This is a genomic window from Campylobacter suis, assembly GCF_905120475.1.
Lineage (GTDB): Bacteria > Campylobacterota > Campylobacteria > Campylobacterales > Campylobacteraceae > Campylobacter_A > Campylobacter_A suis.
Genome location: NZ_CAJHOE010000001.1, coordinates 411,369 through 432,486, shown reverse-complemented (window position 1 = coordinate 432,486; position 21,118 = coordinate 411,369). Strand labels below are relative to the sequence as shown.

Sequence of the window (21,118 nt, the reverse complement as noted above, 5' to 3'; positions counted from 1 at the left end):
ATATGGATAGTATCACACAAAAAGAAAAGCTTGAGCTTGAAGAGGTTTTTGCGGCGATTTATACCAAAAAAGATAACAAATTTATCCAGTTTTATAAGGAATTTTACGCAGTTGCGCTAATAAATATAAAAAATTTGCGAAACAAAATATTTTATGTAGGAAAAAAGTAGACAATAAAAATTACTCTTTTTGCTTTAGCATTACAGCCGCTAGAGCAAAACCACCATCGTGCGTGATGCTTAAACTTGTTGATGAGATGTTAAAATTTTGCATTATTCTATCTGAGAAATTTAATATCGGAGCACCACGCTCATTTTTAGAAATTTCTATATCAAAAAAACTACATTCAGCAGATATGCCGACACCAAGAGCTTTGCTTGCCGCCTCCTTTGCTGCCCAAAAGCCAGCCAAACTAGCATCACTCTTTATAATACCTATCTCTTTTTGGCTTAAAAAACGCCTTAAAAACTCTGATCCAAAACGCTTTTTAAGCCTAGAAATTCTATCTATACTAACGATGTCAATACCTATCATTGTATAACAAAATCGGTAAAGAAAAGGTTTTTGATATATCCATCACTAAGAACTTCATTTATCCGAGAGACTATCTCGTCTTTTAGTCTGTCCTTACCTTTTGTAGTGCTTATCTCTTCATATGTTTTTGATGAAAGAGTACGGATGATGATATCACGCAAAAGCGCCTTTTTTTTATCAAGCTCTGGCGTCATTGACTCGATACTTTGCTCCAAATCTATCTTGGTTTTTAAAAATCTTGAACCATTTTCGCTTAGTAAATTTACAATAAATTGATCAAGCGGATAGACTGGTCCCATATTCATAAAGTCAGCGCTTCTCTTGCCAGGCTGTGCGGCTGGTGCCTTTTGTGTAGCCATCGGCTGTGCCTGCTGAACTGCTGGATCTGTTGGAGGAACTTCATCATCGCCCATAAGCAAAAATGCTATCAGACCACCAACCACAAGTAAAAGCACCAAAACTGCAATGATAATAATGATAAGCAGACTCTTACCGCCCTTTTTCTTGCTCTCTTCTACAACTTCTTCTGCCATAATTTCTCCTTAAATTTTCGTGATTATATCAAATTTTAATGCTTTTTAGGTAGTTTTAAAAAGATACCATTTTGATTTTGGTGAAATTTGCTTTATCATAATATATTTTGATGGGTGCATTTTTGGCAACTCGCTATCGCTTTGAACGCGCATAAATCCAACGACATTATCTACCATACCTCCAACTATCAATGAAAAAACCTCATCCTTTTCAATTGCATTAAAATGCAAATTTTTAAGTTCGCATTCATACTCTTTGCCAGATTTTTCAAGCTCATAAATTTTTTCAAACTTATCAACATTTGCATTTGCAAACTCTAGTAAATTTTTATCAGAGCTTATTACAAGCTTATAGTTTTCAATATCAATGCCAGCCTTTAAATCCTCTGGAACTTTATCGTAGTTTTTAACCACATCAAGCATCATGCCAGTCATAGCAAGGCTTCTCATGGCATAAATTCCATCGCTCTTGGCATAAACATAAAGATCGATAAAAGCATCATCTCTTGCGCTACTAACTGCGTGCATAGCGATGATGTCATGCTCATCATTTTTACCAAGCACATCAAAACTTAGTTCAAAATTCTCTGCTATATAAAACTCACTTGCCTTGTGCTTTACAAGCTCGCCCTTTAGCTTATCTTGGCTAAAATTTTTATCAGTAAAAAGTGCTTTTACAAGCTCAAAGCTATCAGCAAAAACAAAATTTAAAGCTAGCAAGAAAAATAAAACTACTCTCATAGCTCAGCCGCCATTTTCTCAGCTCTTACCAAAAGCTCTTTTGCGCCTTTTTGAATAAATTTTTGTGCAAAATTTTTACCAGCGTCTTTGTACTCATCTTTTTTTACTTTTGTGCTATCGCGTAAAAACTCACTACCATCTGGCATACCAACAATAGCGCTTACAAAAATTTCATCTCCATCAAGCCTTGCACTAACTCCAATAGGAGCCTGGCAACCACCATTTAAAGTAGCGACAAAGTCCCGTTCTATAGTTGTTTCTACAACAGAAACTTCATCGTTTAAAAACTCGATTTGTTCTAAAATTTCAGCCCTTTCAACACTCTCTATCCCTAATGCACCCTGCCCCATAGCTGGTATCATCTGCTCTTGTTTAAACGCATAGATAAACTTTACCTCATTTTGGACATTTAAGCGATTTATGCCTGCCATCGCTAGGATGATAGCATCAAACTCTCCCTCTTTTAGCTTGCGCAAACGAGTTTGAACATTTCCACGAAGCGAGATGATGTTTAAATCAGGTCGCATGATAAGTAGCTGCATGCGGCGACGAAGACTTGTCGTGCCCACTCTTGCGCCTTTTGGTAACTCATCAAAACTTGCAAATTTCTCACTTATCATCGCATCTCGCACATCTTCACGAGAGCAAATTGCCGCTAGTTTTAAACCATCTGGAAACTCCACTGGTACATCTTTTAAGCTATGCACCGCTATGTGACTTTCGCCACGAAGCATACTTTCTTCAAGCTCTTTCGTAAAAAGCCCCTTTCCGCCGATCTTTGAAAGCGGACTATCAAGTATCACATCGCCTTTTGAAAGCATACCAACGAGCTCAACCGATAAATTTGTATCATGTTTTTCAAGACGAGCCTTTATATGCTCGCTCTGCCACATCGCAAGCAGGCTCTTTCTAGTTGCAATTTTGAGTGTTTTCATCTTTTACCCTTTTATAAATTATACTAACTTTCTCTCCCAAAAGCTCATCTCTCATGCTCGTTTTTGCACTTACATCTATAATGTCATTTGTAAAAATTTCATCTTTTACAAATAAAACTTCATTTTTTCTTATAACTTTCTTTAGTGGTTTAAATTCTAACTCAAGTTCAAAAAAGTGAGCCTTAAAGCCATTCTTTAGCTCTAAAATTTTAACTTGCTTTACACTTCTCACATCAAATTTTTCATTTTTAGTGTAACTTTTTTGCAAGAAATTTTCAAGCATGCTAGAATTTGCAAAACTAGCGCAAAGAGCTAGGCTCACTAACCACTTCAACATCTATAATCTCTCCTTCGTTTTTACTGGCTTCAGAGCGGTTTGAGTTAAAATTTTCATAATAAAAATTATCCTCTTTTGTCCCTTTAAGTCGTGCAAAAAGCGATATTACAGCCAAAATAGCCCCTACAATATCACACAATACCCCTGGCAAAATCAGTAAAAAACCAGCCATACCTAACCCAAAAGAGCTAAAAATATCACTTGGCTTAAGCCTACTAAAACTTGATCGAAAATTTAAAAATCCAACTTGAAATATACAAACTATCCCAACCACTCCACTTACAAAAATTTCAAGCAAAAACGCACCAAAGCCATAAGCGCTCACAAAAAAGTAAGCAAACATAAACTCGATAAGCAAGTAAGATAGCGGCAAGGCTCTTAGCATAATTTTGCTTTTAAGGCTTCTAAAGCCCCGCTGGCTTCTATCTCAGTTTTTATAAGTTTATCCCTGCAAATAAGCTCAACTTTACCATTTTCAAGCCCTTTACCAACAACGATAGAATAAGGGCAACCGATAAGTTCAAAGTCATTCATCTTTACACCAAAACGCTCGTTTCTATCATCATAAAGCACATCTATACCAATATTTTTTGCATCTTCATATAACTTGCTAGAAAACTCGCTAGCTCGCTCATCTTTGAAATTTGAAAGTATTATAACAGCTTCAAATGGCGCACACTCTTTACTCCAAACACAACCTCTCTCATCGTGGCTTTGCTCTATCATGACAGCCATCAAACGGCTTACTCCGATACCATAACAACCCATGATATAAGGCTTTGCCTTGCCGTTTTCATCAAGGAAAGTGGCATTCATGGCTTTTGAGTATTTATCCCCTAGCTGAAATATATGTCCAACCTCAATACCCTTGCTAAGCTCCAATCTACCGCCACACTCAGGACATCTATCGCCAACGCTAACGCTTGCTATATCTTTAAAACGATCATCGTTAAAGCTACTTACACTAACTCCAACAAAATGGTAATCTTTTTCATTTGCTCCGCAAATCATCTGTGATTGCCCTTTTAGCTCGGCATCTATAAAAAACTCAACTCCTTTTAATCCAACAGGACCACAAAATCCAGCTACAATACCAGCCGCACTTATCTCTTCATCGCTAGCATCAACAAGCTCTAACGCACCACATGCGTTTTGAGCTTTTACCTCTTGAAGCTCGTCATTTCCACGCACAAAAAAGACAACGATCTTTTGCGTATCTTCATATATAGCCTTTTTAATAACTGCTTTTATCGTATAAAACTCATCGACCTTAAAAAATTCAGCTATATCTTTTATAGTCTTTGTGTTTGGCGTGTAAAATTTATCCGCACTAGCTTCTGGTGCTTGGGCGTTTGTTGTTTTTAAGGCACGCTTTGCAGCTTCAACATTTGCAGCGTATGAGCAATCCTCACAGCAAAATATATCATCCTCTCCATTTTGCGCAAGTACCATAAACTCCTTGCTTCCGCTCCCGCCTATCGCTCCACTATCTGCCGCAACTGCACGAAAATTTAAACCAAGTCGGGTAAAAATTTTTGTATAAGTTGCCTCCATAAGATCAAACTCGCGTTTTAAGTCCTCGTCATTTGCATGAAAGCTATATGCGTCCTTCATAATGAACTCACGCCCACGCAAAATGCCAAATCTAGGCCTTGCTTCATCGCGAAATTTTGTATTTATCTGATAGATATTTTTAGGCATATCCTTATAGCTAGTAAGCTTTCCACGCATTGTAGCCACAGCAGACTCTTCGTTTGTAGGACTTATGACAAAGTCATTATCCTTGCGGTCGCGAAAGCGCAAAAGCTCTTTACCATAAACCGCATATCTGCCACTTTGTTTCCACAAATCAGCATTTGTAACAGCACTAAATTTCATCTCAAGCGCTCCAGCTGATTGCATCTCTTCGCGGATAACTGCTTCTATTTTATTTAAAACCCTTTGCGCTAGCGGCAAATAGTTATAAAGTCCAGCACCATTTTGTTCGATAAATCCTCCACGAACTAAAAAAACATGACTCGGTAAAGTTGCATCTTTAGGAGCTTCTTTTGTGGTTGGTGCGTAGAATTTAGAAAACTTCATCTAATTCGTCCTTTTTGTTTGTTTGAAAATTAAAAATATATCTCATGGCTCTTGCAATCTCGTTTGCATCATCTTTTGATGAAAGTGATTTTAAATTTATGGTAGGTGTGTGTAAAAACGCATTTGTAAGCTGTATTGCAAATTTTAACACTTCATCCCTATCGCAATGCCTTAAATAGCCCTTTTGTATCGCTTTTTCAAGCTCTTTTTGGATACAAGTATTTGCGCTTAGCCTAAGCTCTTTTACAAGCGGGGCGCTTACGCTATCTTTTATAAATTTTAAAAACTCACTTGTGTCTTTTGCCACGATACCGTAGGCTATTTGCGCTTGTTCTTCTCTAAGAGCAAGATTTGCACGCACGATCTCTTCAAGGTCATCAACAGCATAAACTTTTATATCTTCATTTTGAACTATATCTATATCTCTAGGCACAGCAATGTCAAAAAAGTAGCGTTTAAATGGCGTTTTTTCAAGCATCATATCAACGATGATAGGATGCGGGGCAGAGGTGCTTGAGAAGATAAGCTCATGTGAATTTACATACTCTTTTAGCTTTAATATACTATCCCAGCTAGCCTTATCGCCAAGTTCATCAACTAAAGCCTCAACGCGCTCGGTCGAGCGATTTACAATAACAACATTTGCACCACTTGCGATAAGATGTCTAGCAGCCAATTCTCCCATCTCTCCAGCCCCCACCACAATGGCTGTTTTCCCATCTAACGTGCCAAAAATTTCCTTTGCCTTAGCTACTGCGACCGATGAAACCGAGATAGGATTTTTAGAAATTTGTGTTTCATTTCGTACTTTTGCCGCGCATTTTATAGCATACTCTAATGCCTTTTCAAGCTTTTCGCCACTTGTATTTGCATTTTTTGCAAATTTAAAAGCGTCTTTTAGCTGCCCAACTATCTGCGTTTCACCAACAACCAAGCTATCTAGCGAGCTTGCCACAGCAAAAAGATGATGGATAGCTCCACTATTTTCATAGATGTCAGCCCTTTCAAACAACTCATCTTCAAATACTCCAGAAAAAACTGCCATACATCTTATGATATGCGTACTAGCAGGCTTTATCTCATCTACGCTGGCTAAAATTTCAACTCTATTACAGGTGCTAAGAACAACGACTTCGTCTATATTTTTACTTGATTTAATAAGTCTTAAAATTTGCTCTTTTTTCTCGCTATTATCAAGTGCTAACTTTTCTCGTACCGAAATATCAGTGTTTTTATGAGTAAAGCTAATGTTTAAATAACTCATCAAAACTCCCTATCAATCATACTTATGATGATGTTTTCAAGCTCGGCATCTTGATACTCTTTTATGCAGTCTAATGCCTCTACTCCAAGCTCTCGTGCTAGATTTACCGCCTTTTGGATAGAGCCTGTAGAGTCAAATTTTTGCCTTAGCCATGATATTTGAGTGCTGTCTAGCTCTTTTTTATAAAGCGACCTTAGCTTATCTTTATCGCTGTCATTCAAGTTTTCGTAAAGATAGATATATGGCAGTGTCATCTTGCCTTCAACAAAGTCATTAAGCGCTGGCTTACCAAGAGTTTTACTGTCTTGCGTAATGTCAAGCACATCATCAATAATCTGAAAAGCAAGACCTAGATTTTTACCATAAATGCTAAATTTTTGCTCATCCTTGCCAGCAAGCAAAGCCCCACAAATAGCACTAGCTTCGATCAAGACTGCCGTTTTATTATATATCATTTGCATATACTTTTCTTTATCGGTGTTAAAAAAAACAGAAAGCTCAACATCCATAAGCTCACCGATACTTAGCTTACTAACTGCGTCTGAAACGACTTGAGCGATCTTTGGCTCGAATTTTGAAAGCTCAAAAAAGCCTTTTGAGTATAAAATATCACCCAGCATTATGGCATTTTTAGTGCCAAAAAGAGCGTTTATGCTAGGCTCGCCACGCCTTGTATTGGCATCATCTATCACATCATCATGAAGCAAACTAGCAAGGTGTATAAGCTCTATAATAGCACAAAGCGTAAATGCCTTTTGATTTGGGCTAGCTATCTTTAAAAGAAGTTTTGAGCGCAGTTTTTTACCAGAGCTGATACGCAAAAACATTTGCGTTGCACTTTGATAACCAAACTCGTTTATAAATTTTAACATTATCTCATCAATTTGTTGCATTTATCCCCTTTTGTGGTGGGTCGACAAACTCGACATCAACCCTGTTAGCACCGTCAATTATATCTACTTTAAATTTTGCCTTTTTGTCCTTAAAATCAATAAAAGTCAAAAGCAACTGTGCCGAATCTGTAGGCGGCATTGTAAAATCAGGCACTAATTTTTGCAAAAAACTTGCTCTTTTATTATCAAGTGCAAGCGTTAGATGTTTTGGATAGCGCCTAAAAAAGCTTTGTACTATGATATTTGTCGCATCAAAAAGTGTCCAGCGAAAGTCAAAACTATCTCTCTGTTGTGTTGCCTTTTCAGTCACCCAAACACGAGCCCACTCATCTTTTTTAAGCTCAAATGTATGCGTGCTGTTAAAAACTGGCGGAGCCGCAAAACAAAATGTGGCAAGCATTGAAAAAAGTATGACAATTTTACTCATTTTTGCTTAAAATTTCTCCGCTTACCTGAATGTAAAAGTCGTTTATCTCGCTATCTATCGCAGCTTCATTCTTATCTAAAAAATCTAAAATTTCCGCCTCTTTAAATCCATTTTCCTCTAAAAAAAGTCTCATAGTAGCATGAAATTTAAAAATCTCATCAAGCTCAGTAGATACTAAATTTTGATTTGCATTAAATAAAATATCATAAAATTTTTGCTTTGGTGAACTTTCAAAAATATCAATCATCAAGCAAGTCCTTTATCATTATAAGCGCCTCTTGTACGCTTTTAGCATTAAATTTAGCACTCTTGCTTACTTCGCCAAAACCCCAGCTAACCTGAATGTATGGCATTTTTGCATTACTTGCAGCAAGTTCATCTTTTAAACTATCGCCTATAAAAACAGCCTTTTTAGTATCAAATTTATCACAAACTAGATCTAACATTTTTGGGTCTGGCTTTTGTGGGATCTCATCATTTGCACCGATAATATAGTCAAATTTTTCAAAAATTTTACATTTTTTAAGTATAGCCTCAAGCGTATAAAGCGGTGCATTTGAAGCAAGCGCAACAGCATATCTCATAGCTCTACACTCATCTAAAAGCCAATCCACTTTATCGTAAGTGCAAGCAAATTTTGCGTAGTTTTGTTTAAATTTCTCTTCAAAGCTATCTCTTAGCCTTGCGTCTGGATTATTTATACCGTAAAGATCGTAAGCTAAATTCCTGCCCGGCTCATTTATTGCCGTGATGATAAATTGCGTTGATAGTGGTTCTAAAGATAGCTCGGCTCTTATATCATTGACTGTTTTTTCTATCGCAACTGAGCTGTCAATAAGCGTCCCATCCATATCAAATATCGCAACTCTCACAAATCTTCCTTAAATTTATTTTTATGTTTATCTTTTTTATAACTTTTTTGATTTTTTAGCTTTTCAAGCAAATTTGCACTACGCAAAAGCTCATCTTTTTCACCATTTAAAATGACTTGATTTACGAAATTTTCAAGCTCTTTTGTATATGGCTGATCTAAAAAAACAGGCTCTAACTTTTCTAAAATTTTAGCATTTTTTTCGCTTCTTTTTTCAAACTCACTTTTGTCAAAATCATCTCGCTTAAGTGCACTGATTGCAGACTTTGCAAATTTCTCAAGAGCTCTAATATACTTAACTCGCTTGGCTTTTTCCTCGGCTAAACTCATCATTTTCCAAAATTTTTATTGTTATTGTAGCAATGTTTTTTAAATTTATTGCTGAAATGACGATTTTACACACTTTTATCCAAAATTTGATAGTTTACTTTAAATTTACGCAACTTTTTAAAAAATTTTTATACAATTTAAAACAAAATCTTTGGAGGCAAAAATGAACCTAGAAACCATAGCAACGCACGCTGGATATGATACCAAAACCGCAACAGGGGCAATGTGTGCGCCACTTTATATGAGCACAGCTTTTGACTTTGGCAACACCCAAACTGCGGCAAATCGCTTTGCTTTAAAAGAACTTGGTCCGATATACTCGCGCCTAACAAATCCAACTCTTGATGTACTTGAAGCTAGGTTTGCCGCTTTTGAGGGCGGACGCGCAGCTATAAGCACAAGCAGTGGTATGGCAGCGATATTTTACTCCATCATAAATTTAGCTGAATGTGGCGACAACATAATCGTCTCAAACAAGATTTACGCCTCAGCCTTGCTTACTCGCACGATGAAGCGTTTTGGTATTGTAGCTAGGATTTTTGACCCAGATAATCCAAGTGAGATAGAAAATTTAATAGATGAAAAGACGAAAGCCATATTTTTTGAAAGCCTTTCAAACCCGCAAATCGTCATACCAAAAATAGATGAGATCGTAAAGATCGCCAAAAAACACCGCATAGTAACGATAGTAGATAACACTGTAGCAACCCCGGTGTTATTTAAGCCATTTAAGCACGGTATCGATGTTTCAGTGCATAGCGCCACTAAATATATTGGCGGTCAGGGCTCGGCACTTGGCGGTCTTATAAGTGCGTCTTATGAGTTAAATGACCTGCTTAGAGATAATGCTCGCTATGCGTTTTACAACGAGCCAGATGAGAGTTACCACGGTCTTATTTATGCAAAACTACCAGATGATTTTGATATATACACGCTAAGAGCAAGACTTTCCTTGTTAAGAGATTTGGGCGCTACGCTGGCTCCAATGAATGCCTTTTTGCTTATACAAGGTCTTGAAACGCTAAATTTAAGGATGAAAAAACACTGTGAAAATACACTAAAAGTAGCTGAATTTTTAGCTTCACATCCAAAGGTAAAAAGTGTTAATTATCCACTTTTAAATGGCGACAAATACAACGAAAGAGCAAAAACTTACCTAGAAAATGGCGCTAGCGGACTTCTTAGTTTTGATGTTGGGGATAGAGAATTTGCTACAAAGATTATAAACTCAACTAAAATTTTTAGTATCGTTGTAAATATCGGAGATAGTAAGTCGCTCATCACTCATCCAGCAAGCACTACACACTTTCAATCAAGTGAAGATGAGCTAAATGCCATTGGTATAGGTTCTGGTGTTATTAGGCTAAGCGTAGGGCTAGAAGACGCTAATGATCTTATAAACGATCTAGACCAAGCGCTTAGCGCCGTCTAAAAAACAAGGGGTTTATCCCCTTTTTAACCTTATAATAAATTTTTATCGTTATAATTTTAAAAAAATGGAGAAAATATGACAAAAATTTTAATGATAGAAGATGACCTTGAGCTGGCTGAAATTTTAACTGAGTTTTTAGAGACAAACGAGATGAAAGTAACAGTGGTAGATGAGCCTTATCTTGGGCTTTCTACGCTAAATACGCAAAACTTTGACCTAGTCATACTTGACCTTACTTTGCCTGGCATTGATGGGCTTGAGGTTTGTACAGAAATTCGTAAAAACCACAATGTTCCCATCATCATCTCAAGCGCTCGCCACGACATAACAGATAAAGTTAAGGCACTAGATAACGGAGCCGATGACTATCTGCCAAAGCCTTATAATCCGCAAGAGCTTCTAGCTCGCATAAAAAGCCATCTGCGTCGCCAGCAAAATATGGCAAACCCAGGACAAAAAGAGCAGATAGATACAAATAAAGACATAGTCTTAAAAGATTTTGAGCATGAAATTTTATTTAAAGGCACTCCGCTCTCATTAACGATAGCTGAATACGACATACTACGATATCTTATCACAAAGCAAGGTGGTGCAGTAAGTCGTGAAGAACTTATCTATAACTGCGAAAGCTTAAACGAAGACAGCACCAGTAAAAGTATTGATGTGATGATAGGTCGTATACGCACAAAACTTGGCGAAAACCCAAAAGAGCCTCGCTATATACACGCCATAAGAGGTATCGGCTATAAGCTGGTTTTATAATGCAACGCTCATCTATTTTTATAACGATCACCTTTATCTTTTCGCTTGCGCTTATCTCTGTATGCCTAGCGTTTTTGTGGCTTATGGGATATGATAAGCAAAACTACTCAAAAGAGCTAAATAACAAATATTCAAATGTCGCACAAGCGCATCTTTTTTATATGAGTGGGATAATAAATGAGGAGAAATTTAAAGACTCGCTTAAAAACATAAACATGCCAGAGATAAAAGACCAAACCTTAAAAGCAGAAGTGCTTGCAAAAGCTCAGGTTTTAGAAGAAATTTCTGATGACATAGGTTCAAGCGCTATACTGCTTTTTCAAAGACACCACTATCTTAAGATTCGCCACATCGACAACATCAAACTACTCATGGATACGGAATTTCAGCCATATCGCTATGAGGTTATAAAGGTTGTTTTTGGCATAGTTGGCATTATCTTGCTTGTTGCATATATTTTTGTTATCTATAAGCTAAAACCACTTAGAAAACTAAAACGCCAAATAACAAAATTTGCAAATGGCGATATAGATGGCGTAGTAAATGTAAGTCGTGGTAATGACGAAATTTCCGATGTTTCTCAGGCTTTTTATGATGCTGTCTTACAGATAAAAACACTCAATGACTCACGCCATCTTTTTTTGCGAAACATCATGCATGAGTTAAAAACACCTATCACAAAAGGTCGTTTGGTTGCTGAGATGATGGATGAGGGAAAGAGCAAAGATAGATTTATCAGTGTTTTTAATAAACTAGAAAATTTAATAAATGAACTTGCGGCGATTGAGCAGACCACATCAAAGATAGAACTTAGCAACAAAACAACTTGTTTTTTAGATGACATCATGGATGAGGCTATTGATTTAGCGATGATAGAACCTAGTCAAGTTGGGCTAAATAGAGTTGAGAATTTAAAGCTAAATGTTGAGTTTAAGCTTTTTAGTATAGCTATTAAAAATATGCTAGATAACGGGCTAAAATACTCAACTGACAAACATGTAAATGTCCTAACCACGCCTGATAATATCAAATTTATGAGTCGTGGCGAACCGCTCAAAGAAAAGCTTGAGTTTTACATCCAGCCCTTTATCAAAGGTCAAAATACGCAAAAAAGTTTTGGTCTTGGGCTATATATAGTAAGCAATATCTTAAGCGCACACGGCATGAAACTAAGCTATGAATATAAAAATGAAATGAATATATTTATTTTTGATAATTTGTGTGGTATAATCTCAAAGTAAAATTTACATAAAAAAGGGACAAAAAATGGCTGCAAAACACTTTTTGCCACAAAATTTATCATCACTTGTTGATCTTGAAATTTCAGTCATGAAGCGCTATTACAACCATACAAAAGATGCCAAGGAGCTCTCTCTTATCTATTTTCAGATCCCAGAAACAAACACTGGCTATGAGTGGATAATAGAAAAAATTTTAAGAAATACCGATGCTGTTGTGCAAGAGAAAAACCACTTTGTTGCCGTACTTTTTGCAACAAATAAAAACGGAGCACTTAAACTTTTAGAAGGAATTCAAGAGTTTTTAAGTGAAAGGCCACTTGATATTGTAGTCAATTACCCCCACGATGGTAGCAGCTCAAAAGTCTTGCTTGAAAAATTTCAAGATGAGATAAAAGATAATTACGGTATCTTGCTAGAATGTCTAAGGACAACCGACCTTGATGCAACTACAAATGATGAGTTTTTTTAATTTTTTAGGTTAAATTTTGGAAAATTTACTTTTATTTTTTGCGATCTTACTTATAACTTCTATACTAGCTAGTAAATTTACCGATAGACTTGGTATACCTTCACTGCTTGTCTTTCTTGGCGTTGGTATGCTTGCTGGCTCAGACGGGCTTTTAGGCGTAAGCTTTGATGATCAAAGTATGACACAAAATGTAGGCATGTTGGCGCTTATATTTATACTTTATGCGGGCGGACTTGACACGGTTTTTAACTCTATAAAACCAGTTTTTTCAAGAGGCATTATACTAGCAACTGCTGGTGTTATCCTAACCGCCCTAGCCTTACTGCCAGTTGCTAAATTTTTACTTGGGTATAGCTGGCTTGAGGCATTTTTGCTTTGTGCCATCATCTCATCAACCGACGCAGCCGCTGTTTTTGCAGTCTTAAAGGCAAATAATCTCTCGCTAAAAAACAATATCGGACCGCTTTTAGAGCTTGAGTCTGGCTCAAACGACCCGATGGCGATATTTTTAACTCTAACATTGATACAAATCATCTCACTATCTCAGCTTCCAACAGGCAATGACATAGCACTGACATTTATAAAGCAGTTTGGCATAGGGGCGGTTTTAGGCTATATCTTTGGCATATTATTGCCTGGTATATTTAATAGGATAAAGCTTAAAATTTCTGGACTTTACCCAGTTTTTTCAGTCGCTTGGATACTGCTTTTATATACAGTTTGCGCAAAATTAGGAGGCAATGGGTATTTAGCTGTTTATATGGCTGGAATTTTTATAAACAAAAAAGAGTTTGTACACAAGAAAAATTTAATAGGCTTTCACGATGGTATCGCATGGGCTATGCAGCTTGTGGTCTTTTTAACACTTGGTCTTTTAGTAACACCTTCTGAGCTTCCTGGCATAGCACTAATGGCATTTTTACTAGCCCTATGGCTCATCTTTGTTGCTAGACCTATAGGCGTTTTTGTATCACTGGTATATTCAAGATTTGGTTTTAAAGATAAGCTTTTCATCTCTTGGGTTGGGCTTAGAGGTGTCGTTCCTATCGTGCTTGCAACCTATACATATGGTGGTGGATTAGAGCATGCAAATATGATATTTAATATTATATTTTTCATGGTCTTAATCTCCATTTGCCTTCAAGGCGCAAGTATCCCGTATGCTGCAAGAAAATTTGATGTCGTTCTTGAAGAAGAGCCAAAACAGCCACCCCTTAGTAGCTCTCCGATACTCACATATGCTCTAAAACAGTTTTGCGTACAGCCAAACTCAACTCTTGTGGGTAAAAGTCTAGCAGAGATAAATTTGCCAACAACCTTGCTAGTCATTATGATAAAGCGTAACAATGAATATATAAAACCGACTGGCTCATTTATCTTTGAAAATGCAGATACATTGCTAATACAATGTGAAAATAGTGAAATTTACGATGAGTGTATGTCTAAGTTTTAAAAGAGCCAAGATGGCTCTTTTATTTGGATTATCTTATAACTAGCCCTTGAGCCACGCCTCGTCTATTTACCCAAACTAGCTTTTTGCCTTTATGTTTTTTGATAGCTTTTGTAAAAGTATCTATATCAATGATAAGCTCATCAGCTACTTGCATGATAATATCACCACGCTCAAAGCCGTACTCTTCAGCTTTTGAACCACTTTTTACCTCGGTTACCAAAACACCGTTTGTCTCTTTTGGTATTTTGTATTTATATTTTATATCATCTGTTAAATTTGAAATTCCAAGACCATCAACAACGCTTTCATCAGCTTTTGCGACCTTTGCTCCGATATCCATACTAGAAAGCTTTAGTTTGTTTTTATTTATCTTGCCATTTCGCTCAAAAGTTACCTCCACTTCGCGATTTGGCGAAAGCGATCCGATATAGTTCTTAAGATCATTTGCATCTTTTATATTTTTATCATCTATCTTAACGATAAGATCGCCGCGCTTTATGCCAGCTTCATCAGCAGCAAATCCCTTTTCTACGCTACTAACAAGAGCTCCTTCTTTGTTTTCATAAAGCTCTTTTTGGTCATTTGTCAAATTTGCTATCATCACGCCAAGATATCCTCGCTCTATCTTACCGTCATTTATAAGTCTTTGAGCAATATCTTTTACCATACTTGAAGGTATCGCAAAACCTATACCACTACTATCTCCGCCACGAGAAAGAATGGCTGTGTTTATACCCACTAAAGCTCCGCGACTATCAACCAACGCTCCGCCCGAATTTCCAGGATTTATCGACGCATCGGTTTGGATAAAATTTTCATACTGATTTAGACCTATGTTGTTTTTATTTAGCCCAGATATGATACCCCTAGTAATCGAAGAGCCAACGCCAAATGGATTTCCTATCGCAAAAACCACATCGCCTTCAAGCACCTTTGATGAGTCCGCAAATTTTATCGCATTTAACCCCTTGGCTTCTATCTTAATAACAGCTAGATCGGTCTTTGGATCAAGTCCTACAACCTTTGCTTTGTGCTCTTTATCACTGCCTGAAAGCACAACTGCTATCTCATCACTATCCTCCACTACATGGTTGTTTGTGATAATGTATCCATCGCTTGAGATGATAACACCAGAGCCTAGAGAGCTACTTTTTTGACGCTCTTGCGGTATACCAAAATTAAAACCAAAAAATTCTCTAAACATAGGATCGTTTAAAAACTCATCAAAGCCATGCGACCTTACTTTGCTTGTTTTTGTAGTTGAGATATTAACAACCGTTTTTTTCGCATCGGCAATTGAGTTATGATACGAAAGTATCGCATTATCGCCTCCATTTTGCAAAGGCGAAACTCTTGAAATGTTAGAATTTGCCTCTTCGATATTCACACTTGCAGCCACAAGCATAGTTGAAAGAAATATTGACGAATATATTATTTTTTTCATTTTTCATCCTTAAGACTTGAAATTTTGGTTATTATAAGACATTGTTCGCAATAAATTTTTAATGGTAATTTTTAGCAAAGTAAATACAAACTTGATTGACATACACTAAAGTTTTATGATACAATACATATAAAAAAGAGGTGAAAAAATGAGCGAAAGTTTATATGAAACACTAGGTGTTTCAAAGTCGGCTTCTGCTGATGAAATAAAAAAATCCTACCGTAGACTAGCTAGAAAATATCATCCAGACATCAACAAAGATGCTGGTGCGGAAGAAAAATTTAAAGAGATAAACGCAGCGTATGAGATTTTAAGTGATGAGAAAAAACGCGCGCAATACGATCAATATGGCGATAGTATGTTTGGTGGGCAAAATTTCCATGACTTTGCTAGAGGTTCTGCAAATATGGGCGATCTCAATGAAATTTTACGCAATATCTTTTCTGGTGGCGGCTTTGGAGCTAGTGGTTTTAGTCAAACAGGTGGCTTTGGTGGCTTTAGCCAGCAAGGTTTTGGTGGTTTTGGTGGCGTAAATCTTGATATAAATGCCAAAGTTAGCATACCTTTTGATGTTGCGATTATGGGTGGAGAACATAAGATAAATATAAATTCAGAAAGTCTAAAGATAAAAATTCCAGCCGGCATAAACAACGATGAAAAACTACGCGTCAAAGGCAAAGGCAAGAGCGCCATGGGGCAAACTGGCGACCTTATACTCAGTGTAAATATTGAGGATAGTGATGAGTATGAAAGAGATGGTGATGATCTTATAAAAGATGCGTTAATACCACTTAAAACTATGCTTTTTGGTGGCAAATTTGATGTAAAAACTTACAAAAAAGATGTTACTATAAAAATCTCCCCCGACTCTAAAACTGGCACCAAAATTCGTCTAAAAGGCTACGGTATTCAAAATAGAAAGAGTGGAATTTATGGGGATTTATACCTTAAAACAAGAGTGCTGCTGCCAAATGTTGATGAGCTTGATGATGAGCTTGTAAAACTTTTAAAAGAAAAACTTCCGGAGTAAAATATGCAAAATTATGATGAACCACTTTATCTAATAAGCGTTGTAGCAAAAGTTCTTAGTGTACATCCTCAAACCTTACGCCAATATGAAAGAGAGGGGCTTGTCGAGCCATCACGCACCGATGGACGCATGCGTCTTTACTCACAAAGAGATGTTGATAAGGTAAAGATGATACTAAGACTAACAAGAGATCTTGGCGTAAATTTAGCTGGTGTTGATGTGATACTTCAACTAAAAGACAAGATGGATGAATTTGAAGCTACTATTAACGAGCTAAAAACCCAGCTTGGACAAAAAAATACAAACATACCTAGCAAAAAAGCTCTTGTAAAGCGCAAAAATAACTTTGATATTATTTTTTACGAGAGTAAGAGTTAAATTTAAGGGGTTATATTACCTCTTAAATTTATTCGTTTCGCAATGTTTGTAAAACATCGACTTCGGCTGACTTTTTAGCTGGATAGTAAGATGACATGCAAACTATCACGATAGCTCCTACAACTATCATCGCAAAATCCCCCAAAGAAAGCTCCATAGGTAGTTTTGAGCTTCCATAAACATCGGCTGGCAGGTCAATTATATTAAAACTACCAAGCAACCAAACGCCAAAAAGACCAAGAAGCAAGCCAAAAACTATCCCGCTTCCACCTATAACTAGCCCTTGATAAAAAAAGCTCTTTTTTATCTCACTCTTACTAGCACCAAGTGCCAAAAGAAGGGCGATCTCTTGACGACGATTCATAACTGTCATAAGAAGTGAGCTAATAATATTTAGTGAAGCTACCAAAATAATAAGCATTAAGACGATAAAAAGTGCTCGCTTTTCAAGTGCAAGAGCTGAGAAAAAATTTCCATTTTGCTCCCACCAGCCTATCGCTTTCATACCAGCAGGCAAAGCAGCTTGCACTCGCTTTATATCATCAAACGGCTTTTGCGAATAGATATGTATGCCATCATAAGCATCATTAGGGTATTCTAAAATTTTCCTAAGTGCACTTGCTGAAGTATAGCTATAAGCCTTGTCATAAGCAACGAGTCCAGAGCTAAAATTTGCCACCACATCAAAGCGCTTCATCTTTGGGATAAGCGCAAAACCGCTTGGATCAGCCTTAGTAAAAATAACTGTAGTCTTTTCGCCATTTGGTAAATTTAATCCCTCGCTTAAACCTTTGCCAATAAGGATCTCAAACTCATTTAATTCAAGCTCGCCAAGCCCATCTGCTATGACTTGATTTATCCGCTTCTCATCTTTTGAATTTACTCCAAAAAGTAGCCCGCCTTCAAGCTTATTTGCCCCACGCAAAATAACTTGCGTACTTATAAATGGGCTAAAGCTTAACTCTGGAAATTTTTGTTTAAGTTCATCCACAAGCTTGTCATTTACTGAGCCTTGAAATGGGCTAAGTATGGATATTGGGTAGTTCATAGTAAAAAGCTTGCGCTCAAATTCTTTATCAAATCCATTCATAATAGCCATCGCAACGATTAAAACCATAAGACCTATACTTACACCAAGAAACGCAAGCACGGCACTTAGCGTGATAAATGGCTGACTTTTATCAAAACGCAGATATTTAAAAAGTAGATATTTTGGCAAGCTTTGCAAAGATAATCCTTGAAAATTTATTTAAGATAAGCATACAAAAACAAAGAAAAAATAGCAAGCTCGCTTAAGAAAAGATCTAAAATTTTAAGCAAATTTTAGATCAGTCAAAACAAACTTGCTAAAACCCACTTTTATGCAAAAACGCCTTTTTTAGGGCCGCTTTTGCCGTGACACTCTTTGTATTTTTTGCCGCTACCGCACGGACAAGGGGCGTTGCGTGGGATTTTTTTATTTCCACTTAACTGCTCCTCTGCTCTTAACATCTCATTTTGCTCATCTTGCATGCGTGATCTCATAGCAGCAGCCTCATCTTGCAGTGCTTCATCACGAGGCTTTAGCCTTAAAAGACTTAACATCTTTACGCTCTCAGTTTTTAGCCGAGTGACAAGCTCTACAAAAAGGTTATAACTCTCTTTTTTATACTCGGTAAGAGGATCTTTTTGGTTATATCCACGAAGACCGATACCTGTTTTTAATATATCCATCTGATACAAATGCTCTCTCCAAGCACCATCAAGTACCTGCAAGTAAAGAACCTTTTCGATCTCTCTCTTTTGCTCAGCACTTAATATACTCATCTTTTCAGTATAGCGCTGCTCTAAAATCTCACAAATTTTAGCCACAAGCTCATTGTAATCAAGCCCCGCAAGTTCGCTCTCATCGATACTTTCAGAGCTATCACTTTCAAGGTGTGAAACTAAAGCTTTAAGATCAAAATCCTCTTTCATAGTAATCTCAAATATCTCAACACTTTCAAGCAAATTTGTAACATATGCGAGTCTATTTTCGGCTATCTTTTCACTCATATCATACTCTTTATCAAGAAGCTCGTCGCGGTATTTATAGATAGTCTTTCTTTGTTCATTTGCCACATCGTCGTATTCAAGAAGGTGTTTTCTAGCTTCAAAGTGTAAATTTTCAACCTTTTTTTGTGCATTTTCAACCGCACGAGTAACAAGTTTACTCTCTATACTTTCACCCTCATCGATACCAAGTCTATCCATGATAGCCTTTATGCGGTCAGCACCAAAAATTCTAAGCAGATTATCCTCTAGGCTAAGATAAAAGCGACTCATGCCAGGATCACCCTGACGACCAGCACGACCACGAAGTTGATTATCTATACGACGGCTTTCGTGACGCTCTGTACCGATGATATAAAGTCCGCCAAGGGCACGCACCTCATCATCTATGCGTATATCAACGCCCCTGCCTGCCATATTTGTGGCGATCGTTACTGCACCTTTTTTGCCCGCTTCAGCGATGATCTCTGCCTCTTTTTCATGGTTTTTAGCATTTAGCACAGAGTGTGCGATACCAGCTTTAACAAGCATTTCATGCAACATCTCACTTCGCTCAATACTCGCCGTTCCCACAAGAACTGGCTGACCTTTTGAATTTGCCTTTTTTATCTCATCTATAACAGCTTTAAATTTTTCAGCCGTTGTCTTATAAATAAGATCGTTTGCATCTATTCTCTTAACAGGAACATTTGTGGGGATAGAGATGACTTCTAGTTTATAAATTTGTGAAAACTCAGTAGCCTCAGTCTGCGCCGTACCAGTCATGCCTGCCATTTTTTTATACATTCTAAAATAGTTTTGATAAGTTGTATCAGCTAGAGTTTGGCTCTCTTCTTGAATTTGCACCCCCTCTTTTGCCTCAAGTGCTTGGTGTAAACCCTCACTAAAACGCCTACCCTCGCTTAAACGCCCAGTAAATTCATCAACTATCACTATCTCATTACCACGCAAGACATAATGGACATCTTTTTCAAAGAGATTGTGAGCTTTTAGGGCTTGATCTAGATGATGGCTTAAGATAGCGTTGTTTAGATCATACAAATTTTCAACACCAAATAGCTTCTCGGCGTTACTTATGCCCTCTTCTGTGATGATGATATTGCGGTTTTTCTCATCCACAACAAAGTCACCAGTAGGCTTTGAGCCTGGTACGCTTAGATCAGCTGGCTCACCGCGCACAAGCTTTTTAGCCACATCGTTTGCTTTGATGTAGCCATCAAGAGTGCGATTAGTAGGTCCTGAGATGATTAATGGGGTTCTTGCTTCGTCAATTAATATACTATCGACTTCATCAACTATAACAAAGTTATGTCCACGCTGAACCTTATCGTTTTCGTCAAATTTCATATTATCTCGCAAATAATCAAAACCAAATTCAGAATTTGTTCCATAAGTTATATCTGCATCATAGGCTGCTTTGCGAATACTATCGCTGTTTTGACCGCTTAGAGCAACATCCACGCTAAGCCCAAGAAAGTTATAAAGCACGCCCATTTGTGTCGCGTCACGCTTTGCAAGATAGTCATTTACAGTTACTACATGCACGCCCTTGCCACTCATTGCATTTAGTACAACAGGTAGTGTTGCCACAAGGGTTTTGCCCTCTCCCGTCTTCATCTCAGCTATGCGACCTTCATGAAGTACCATACCGCCTATGATCTGAACATCAAAATGTCGCATACCAAGCGTTCTTTTGCCGGCCTCTCTGACGATAGCAAAAACATCATTTAGAACTTCATCTTCACTTTTTCCTGCTCTAACTTCATCTTTTAAAGCGTTAAATGCGGCTTTTAGCTCATCATCGCTCATGTTTTCATATTTTGCTTCAAGCTCGTTAACGCCTTTTAGTCTTTTATAGTATTTTTTAACCTCTCTATCGTTTTGTGTTCCAAAAATTTTCTGAAATATCGTTGAGATCATTCATAACCTTT

Annotated in this window: 24 protein-coding genes; 8 read left to right on the top strand and 16 right to left on the bottom strand. The window is 37.3% G+C overall.

The features are described 5' to 3' along the window. The first annotated feature begins 2 nt into the window (after positions 1-2). On the top strand, positions 3-170 hold the full coding sequence (locus tag LQV35_RS02280; protein ID WP_230056249.1) for a hypothetical protein: 168 nt from the start codon (positions 3-5) through the stop codon (positions 168-170). 10 nt (positions 171-180) lie between these two features. On the opposite strand, the gene acpS is transcribed toward LQV35_RS02280, so the two are convergent. The 13 genes from acpS to LQV35_RS02215 are packed head-to-tail and all read right to left on the bottom strand — an operon-like array spanning position 181 to position 8,947. Beyond that, complete coding sequence (gene acpS / locus LQV35_RS02275) at positions 181-534, bottom strand: holo-ACP synthase (protein ID WP_230056248.1); 354 nt, start codon at positions 532-534, stop codon at positions 181-183. Then, positions 531-1,067, bottom strand: coding sequence for a flagellar basal body-associated protein FliL (fliL, locus tag LQV35_RS02270; protein ID WP_230056247.1), 537 nt, complete (start codon positions 1,065-1,067; stop codon positions 531-533). Before fliL ends, acpS begins: the two co-directional genes overlap by 4 nt. A gap of 45 nt (positions 1,068-1,112) precedes the next feature. Beyond that, complete coding sequence (locus LQV35_RS02265) at positions 1,113-1,808, bottom strand: hypothetical protein (protein WP_230056246.1); 696 nt, start codon at positions 1,806-1,808, stop codon at positions 1,113-1,115. Continuing rightward, positions 1,805-2,743, bottom strand: a complete 939-nt coding sequence (gene hemC / locus LQV35_RS02260) for a hydroxymethylbilane synthase (protein WP_230056245.1) — start codon at positions 2,741-2,743, stop codon at positions 1,805-1,807. The genes LQV35_RS02265 and hemC overlap by 4 nt, the downstream gene beginning before the upstream one ends. Next, positions 2,718-3,080: a hypothetical protein gene (locus tag LQV35_RS02255; RefSeq protein ID WP_230056244.1), complete on the bottom strand. Its 363-nt coding sequence runs from the start codon at positions 3,078-3,080 to the stop codon at positions 2,718-2,720. Before LQV35_RS02255 ends, hemC begins: the two co-directional genes overlap by 26 nt. Further along, positions 3,043-3,465, bottom strand: a complete 423-nt coding sequence (locus tag LQV35_RS02250; RefSeq protein WP_230056243.1) for an FxsA family protein — start codon at positions 3,463-3,465, stop codon at positions 3,043-3,045. The genes LQV35_RS02255 and LQV35_RS02250 overlap by 38 nt, the downstream gene beginning before the upstream one ends. After that, entirely contained in the window at positions 3,459-5,162 is a 1,704-nt protein-coding gene (locus LQV35_RS02245; RefSeq protein WP_230056242.1) for a proline--tRNA ligase, read from the bottom strand. Before LQV35_RS02245 ends, LQV35_RS02250 begins: the two co-directional genes overlap by 7 nt. Further along, the gene (gene hemA, locus LQV35_RS02240; protein ID WP_230056241.1) at positions 5,149-6,426 is read right to left on the bottom strand and encodes a glutamyl-tRNA reductase; all 1,278 of its coding nucleotides are present in this window, start codon (positions 6,424-6,426) and stop codon (positions 5,149-5,151) included. Before hemA ends, LQV35_RS02245 begins: the two co-directional genes overlap by 14 nt. Then, complete coding sequence (locus LQV35_RS02235) at positions 6,426-7,319, bottom strand: polyprenyl synthetase family protein (protein WP_230056240.1); 894 nt, start codon at positions 7,317-7,319, stop codon at positions 6,426-6,428. Before LQV35_RS02235 ends, hemA begins: the two co-directional genes overlap by 1 nt. Continuing rightward, entirely contained in the window at positions 7,306-7,746 is a 441-nt protein-coding gene (locus LQV35_RS02230; RefSeq protein ID WP_230056239.1) for a hypothetical protein, read from the bottom strand. Before LQV35_RS02230 ends, LQV35_RS02235 begins: the two co-directional genes overlap by 14 nt. Beyond that, positions 7,739-7,993 carry a DUF2018 family protein gene (locus tag LQV35_RS02225; protein WP_230056238.1) on the bottom strand — a complete coding sequence of 85 codons (255 nt, stop codon included), beginning with the start codon at positions 7,991-7,993 and terminating at the stop codon, positions 7,739-7,741. The genes LQV35_RS02230 and LQV35_RS02225 overlap by 8 nt, the downstream gene beginning before the upstream one ends. After that, positions 7,986-8,618 (bottom strand): HAD family hydrolase, encoded by a 633-nt coding sequence (locus LQV35_RS02220; RefSeq protein WP_230056237.1) that lies wholly within the window; start codon positions 8,616-8,618, stop codon positions 7,986-7,988. The genes LQV35_RS02225 and LQV35_RS02220 overlap by 8 nt, the downstream gene beginning before the upstream one ends. Beyond that, positions 8,615-8,947: a hypothetical protein gene (locus tag LQV35_RS02215; RefSeq protein WP_230056236.1), complete on the bottom strand. Its 333-nt coding sequence runs from the start codon at positions 8,945-8,947 to the stop codon at positions 8,615-8,617. Before LQV35_RS02215 ends, LQV35_RS02220 begins: the two co-directional genes overlap by 4 nt. Before the next feature lie 163 nt (positions 8,948-9,110). Between LQV35_RS02215 and LQV35_RS02210 the strand changes: the two genes are divergently transcribed. The 5 genes from LQV35_RS02210 (at position 9,111) to LQV35_RS02190 (ending at position 14,304) form a co-directional block, all read left to right on the top strand. Beyond that, the gene (locus LQV35_RS02210; protein ID WP_230056235.1) at positions 9,111-10,379 is read left to right on the top strand and encodes an O-acetylhomoserine aminocarboxypropyltransferase/cysteine synthase family protein; all 1,269 of its coding nucleotides are present in this window, start codon (positions 9,111-9,113) and stop codon (positions 10,377-10,379) included. A 75-nt stretch (positions 10,380-10,454) separates the two neighbouring features. Beyond that, on the top strand, positions 10,455-11,141 hold the full coding sequence (locus tag LQV35_RS02205) for a response regulator transcription factor (protein ID WP_230056234.1): 687 nt from the start codon (positions 10,455-10,457) through the stop codon (positions 11,139-11,141). Then, positions 11,141-12,382 (top strand): ArsS family sensor histidine kinase, encoded by a 1,242-nt coding sequence (locus tag LQV35_RS02200; RefSeq protein ID WP_230056233.1) that lies wholly within the window; start codon positions 11,141-11,143, stop codon positions 12,380-12,382. The genes LQV35_RS02205 and LQV35_RS02200 overlap by 1 nt, the downstream gene beginning before the upstream one ends. 25 nt (positions 12,383-12,407) lie before the next feature. Next, entirely contained in the window at positions 12,408-12,851 is a 444-nt protein-coding gene (locus LQV35_RS02195; protein ID WP_230056232.1) for a pyridoxal-5'-phosphate-dependent protein, read from the top strand. Positions 12,852-12,867: 16 nt separating this feature from the next. Next, positions 12,868-14,304: a potassium/proton antiporter gene (locus LQV35_RS02190; protein WP_230056231.1), complete on the top strand. Its 1,437-nt coding sequence runs from the start codon at positions 12,868-12,870 to the stop codon at positions 14,302-14,304. A gap of 28 nt (positions 14,305-14,332) precedes the next feature. Here LQV35_RS02190 and LQV35_RS02185 read toward each other — a convergent pair whose 3' ends face one another. Further along, on the bottom strand, positions 14,333-15,748 hold the full coding sequence (locus tag LQV35_RS02185; protein ID WP_230056230.1) for a Do family serine endopeptidase: 1,416 nt from the start codon (positions 15,746-15,748) through the stop codon (positions 14,333-14,335). 148 nt (positions 15,749-15,896) lie between these two features. Between LQV35_RS02185 and LQV35_RS02180 the strand changes: the two genes are divergently transcribed. Beyond that, complete coding sequence (locus tag LQV35_RS02180) at positions 15,897-16,778, top strand: DnaJ C-terminal domain-containing protein (protein WP_230056229.1); 882 nt, start codon at positions 15,897-15,899, stop codon at positions 16,776-16,778. Between the two features lie 3 nt (positions 16,779-16,781). Then, a complete protein-coding gene (locus LQV35_RS02175; protein WP_230056228.1) occupies positions 16,782-17,156 on the top strand; it encodes a heat shock protein transcriptional repressor HspR in 375 nt (124 codons plus the stop codon). A 28-nt stretch (positions 17,157-17,184) separates the two neighbouring features. On the opposite strand, the gene LQV35_RS02170 is transcribed toward LQV35_RS02175, so the two are convergent. Both LQV35_RS02170 and secA read right to left on the bottom strand, forming a co-directional pair. After that, on the bottom strand, positions 17,185-18,384 hold the full coding sequence (locus LQV35_RS02170; RefSeq protein WP_230056227.1) for an ABC transporter permease: 1,200 nt from the start codon (positions 18,382-18,384) through the stop codon (positions 17,185-17,187). A gap of 131 nt (positions 18,385-18,515) precedes the next feature. After that, a complete protein-coding gene (gene secA, locus LQV35_RS02165; RefSeq protein WP_230056226.1) occupies positions 18,516-21,107 on the bottom strand; it encodes a preprotein translocase subunit SecA in 2,592 nt (863 codons plus the stop codon). Positions 21,108-21,118 lie beyond the last annotated feature (11 nt).

Bases quoted from the DNA above. Each gene is read 5' to 3' on its own strand.
- LQV35_RS02225 (WP_230056238.1), bottom strand. From the start codon at position 7,993: ATGATTGATATTTTTGAAAGTTCACCAAAGCAAAAATTTTATGATATT.
- LQV35_RS02215 (WP_230056236.1), bottom strand. From the start codon at position 8,947: ATGAGTTTAGCCGAGGAAAAAGCCAAGCGAGTTAAGTATATTAGAGCT.
- LQV35_RS02195 (WP_230056232.1), top strand. From the start codon at position 12,408: ATGGCTGCAAAACACTTTTTGCCACAAAATTTATCATCACTTGTTGAT.
- hemA (WP_230056241.1), bottom strand. From the start codon at position 6,426: ATGAGTTATTTAAACATTAGCTTTACTCATAAAAACACTGATATTTCG.
- fliL (WP_230056247.1), bottom strand. From the start codon at position 1,067: ATGGCAGAAGAAGTTGTAGAAGAGAGCAAGAAAAAGGGCGGTAAGAGT.
- LQV35_RS02235 (WP_230056240.1), bottom strand. From the start codon at position 7,319: ATGCAACAAATTGATGAGATAATGTTAAAATTTATAAACGAGTTTGGT.
- LQV35_RS02205 (WP_230056234.1), top strand. From the start codon at position 10,455: ATGACAAAAATTTTAATGATAGAAGATGACCTTGAGCTGGCTGAAATT.
- LQV35_RS02250 (WP_230056243.1), bottom strand. From the start codon at position 3,465: ATGCTAAGAGCCTTGCCGCTATCTTACTTGCTTATCGAGTTTATGTTT.
- acpS (WP_230056248.1), bottom strand. From the start codon at position 534: ATGATAGGTATTGACATCGTTAGTATAGATAGAATTTCTAGGCTTAAA.
- LQV35_RS02230 (WP_230056239.1), bottom strand. From the start codon at position 7,746: ATGAGTAAAATTGTCATACTTTTTTCAATGCTTGCCACATTTTGTTTT.
- hemC (WP_230056245.1), bottom strand. From the start codon at position 2,743: ATGAAAACACTCAAAATTGCAACTAGAAAGAGCCTGCTTGCGATGTGG.
- LQV35_RS02255 (WP_230056244.1), bottom strand. From the start codon at position 3,080: ATGTTGAAGTGGTTAGTGAGCCTAGCTCTTTGCGCTAGTTTTGCAAAT.
- LQV35_RS02185 (WP_230056230.1), bottom strand. From the start codon at position 15,748: ATGAAAAAAATAATATATTCGTCAATATTTCTTTCAACTATGCTTGTG.
- LQV35_RS02210 (WP_230056235.1), top strand. From the start codon at position 9,111: ATGAACCTAGAAACCATAGCAACGCACGCTGGATATGATACCAAAACC.
- LQV35_RS02200 (WP_230056233.1), top strand. From the start codon at position 11,141: ATGCAACGCTCATCTATTTTTATAACGATCACCTTTATCTTTTCGCTT.
- LQV35_RS02175 (WP_230056228.1), top strand. From the start codon at position 16,782: ATGCAAAATTATGATGAACCACTTTATCTAATAAGCGTTGTAGCAAAA.
- LQV35_RS02245 (WP_230056242.1), bottom strand. From the start codon at position 5,162: ATGAAGTTTTCTAAATTCTACGCACCAACCACAAAAGAAGCTCCTAAA.
- LQV35_RS02280 (WP_230056249.1), top strand. From the start codon at position 3: ATGGATAGTATCACACAAAAAGAAAAGCTTGAGCTTGAAGAGGTTTTT.
- LQV35_RS02265 (WP_230056246.1), bottom strand. From the start codon at position 1,808: ATGAGAGTAGTTTTATTTTTCTTGCTAGCTTTAAATTTTGTTTTTGCT.
- LQV35_RS02180 (WP_230056229.1), top strand. From the start codon at position 15,897: ATGAGCGAAAGTTTATATGAAACACTAGGTGTTTCAAAGTCGGCTTCT.
- secA (WP_230056226.1), bottom strand. From the start codon at position 21,107: ATGATCTCAACGATATTTCAGAAAATTTTTGGAACACAAAACGATAGA.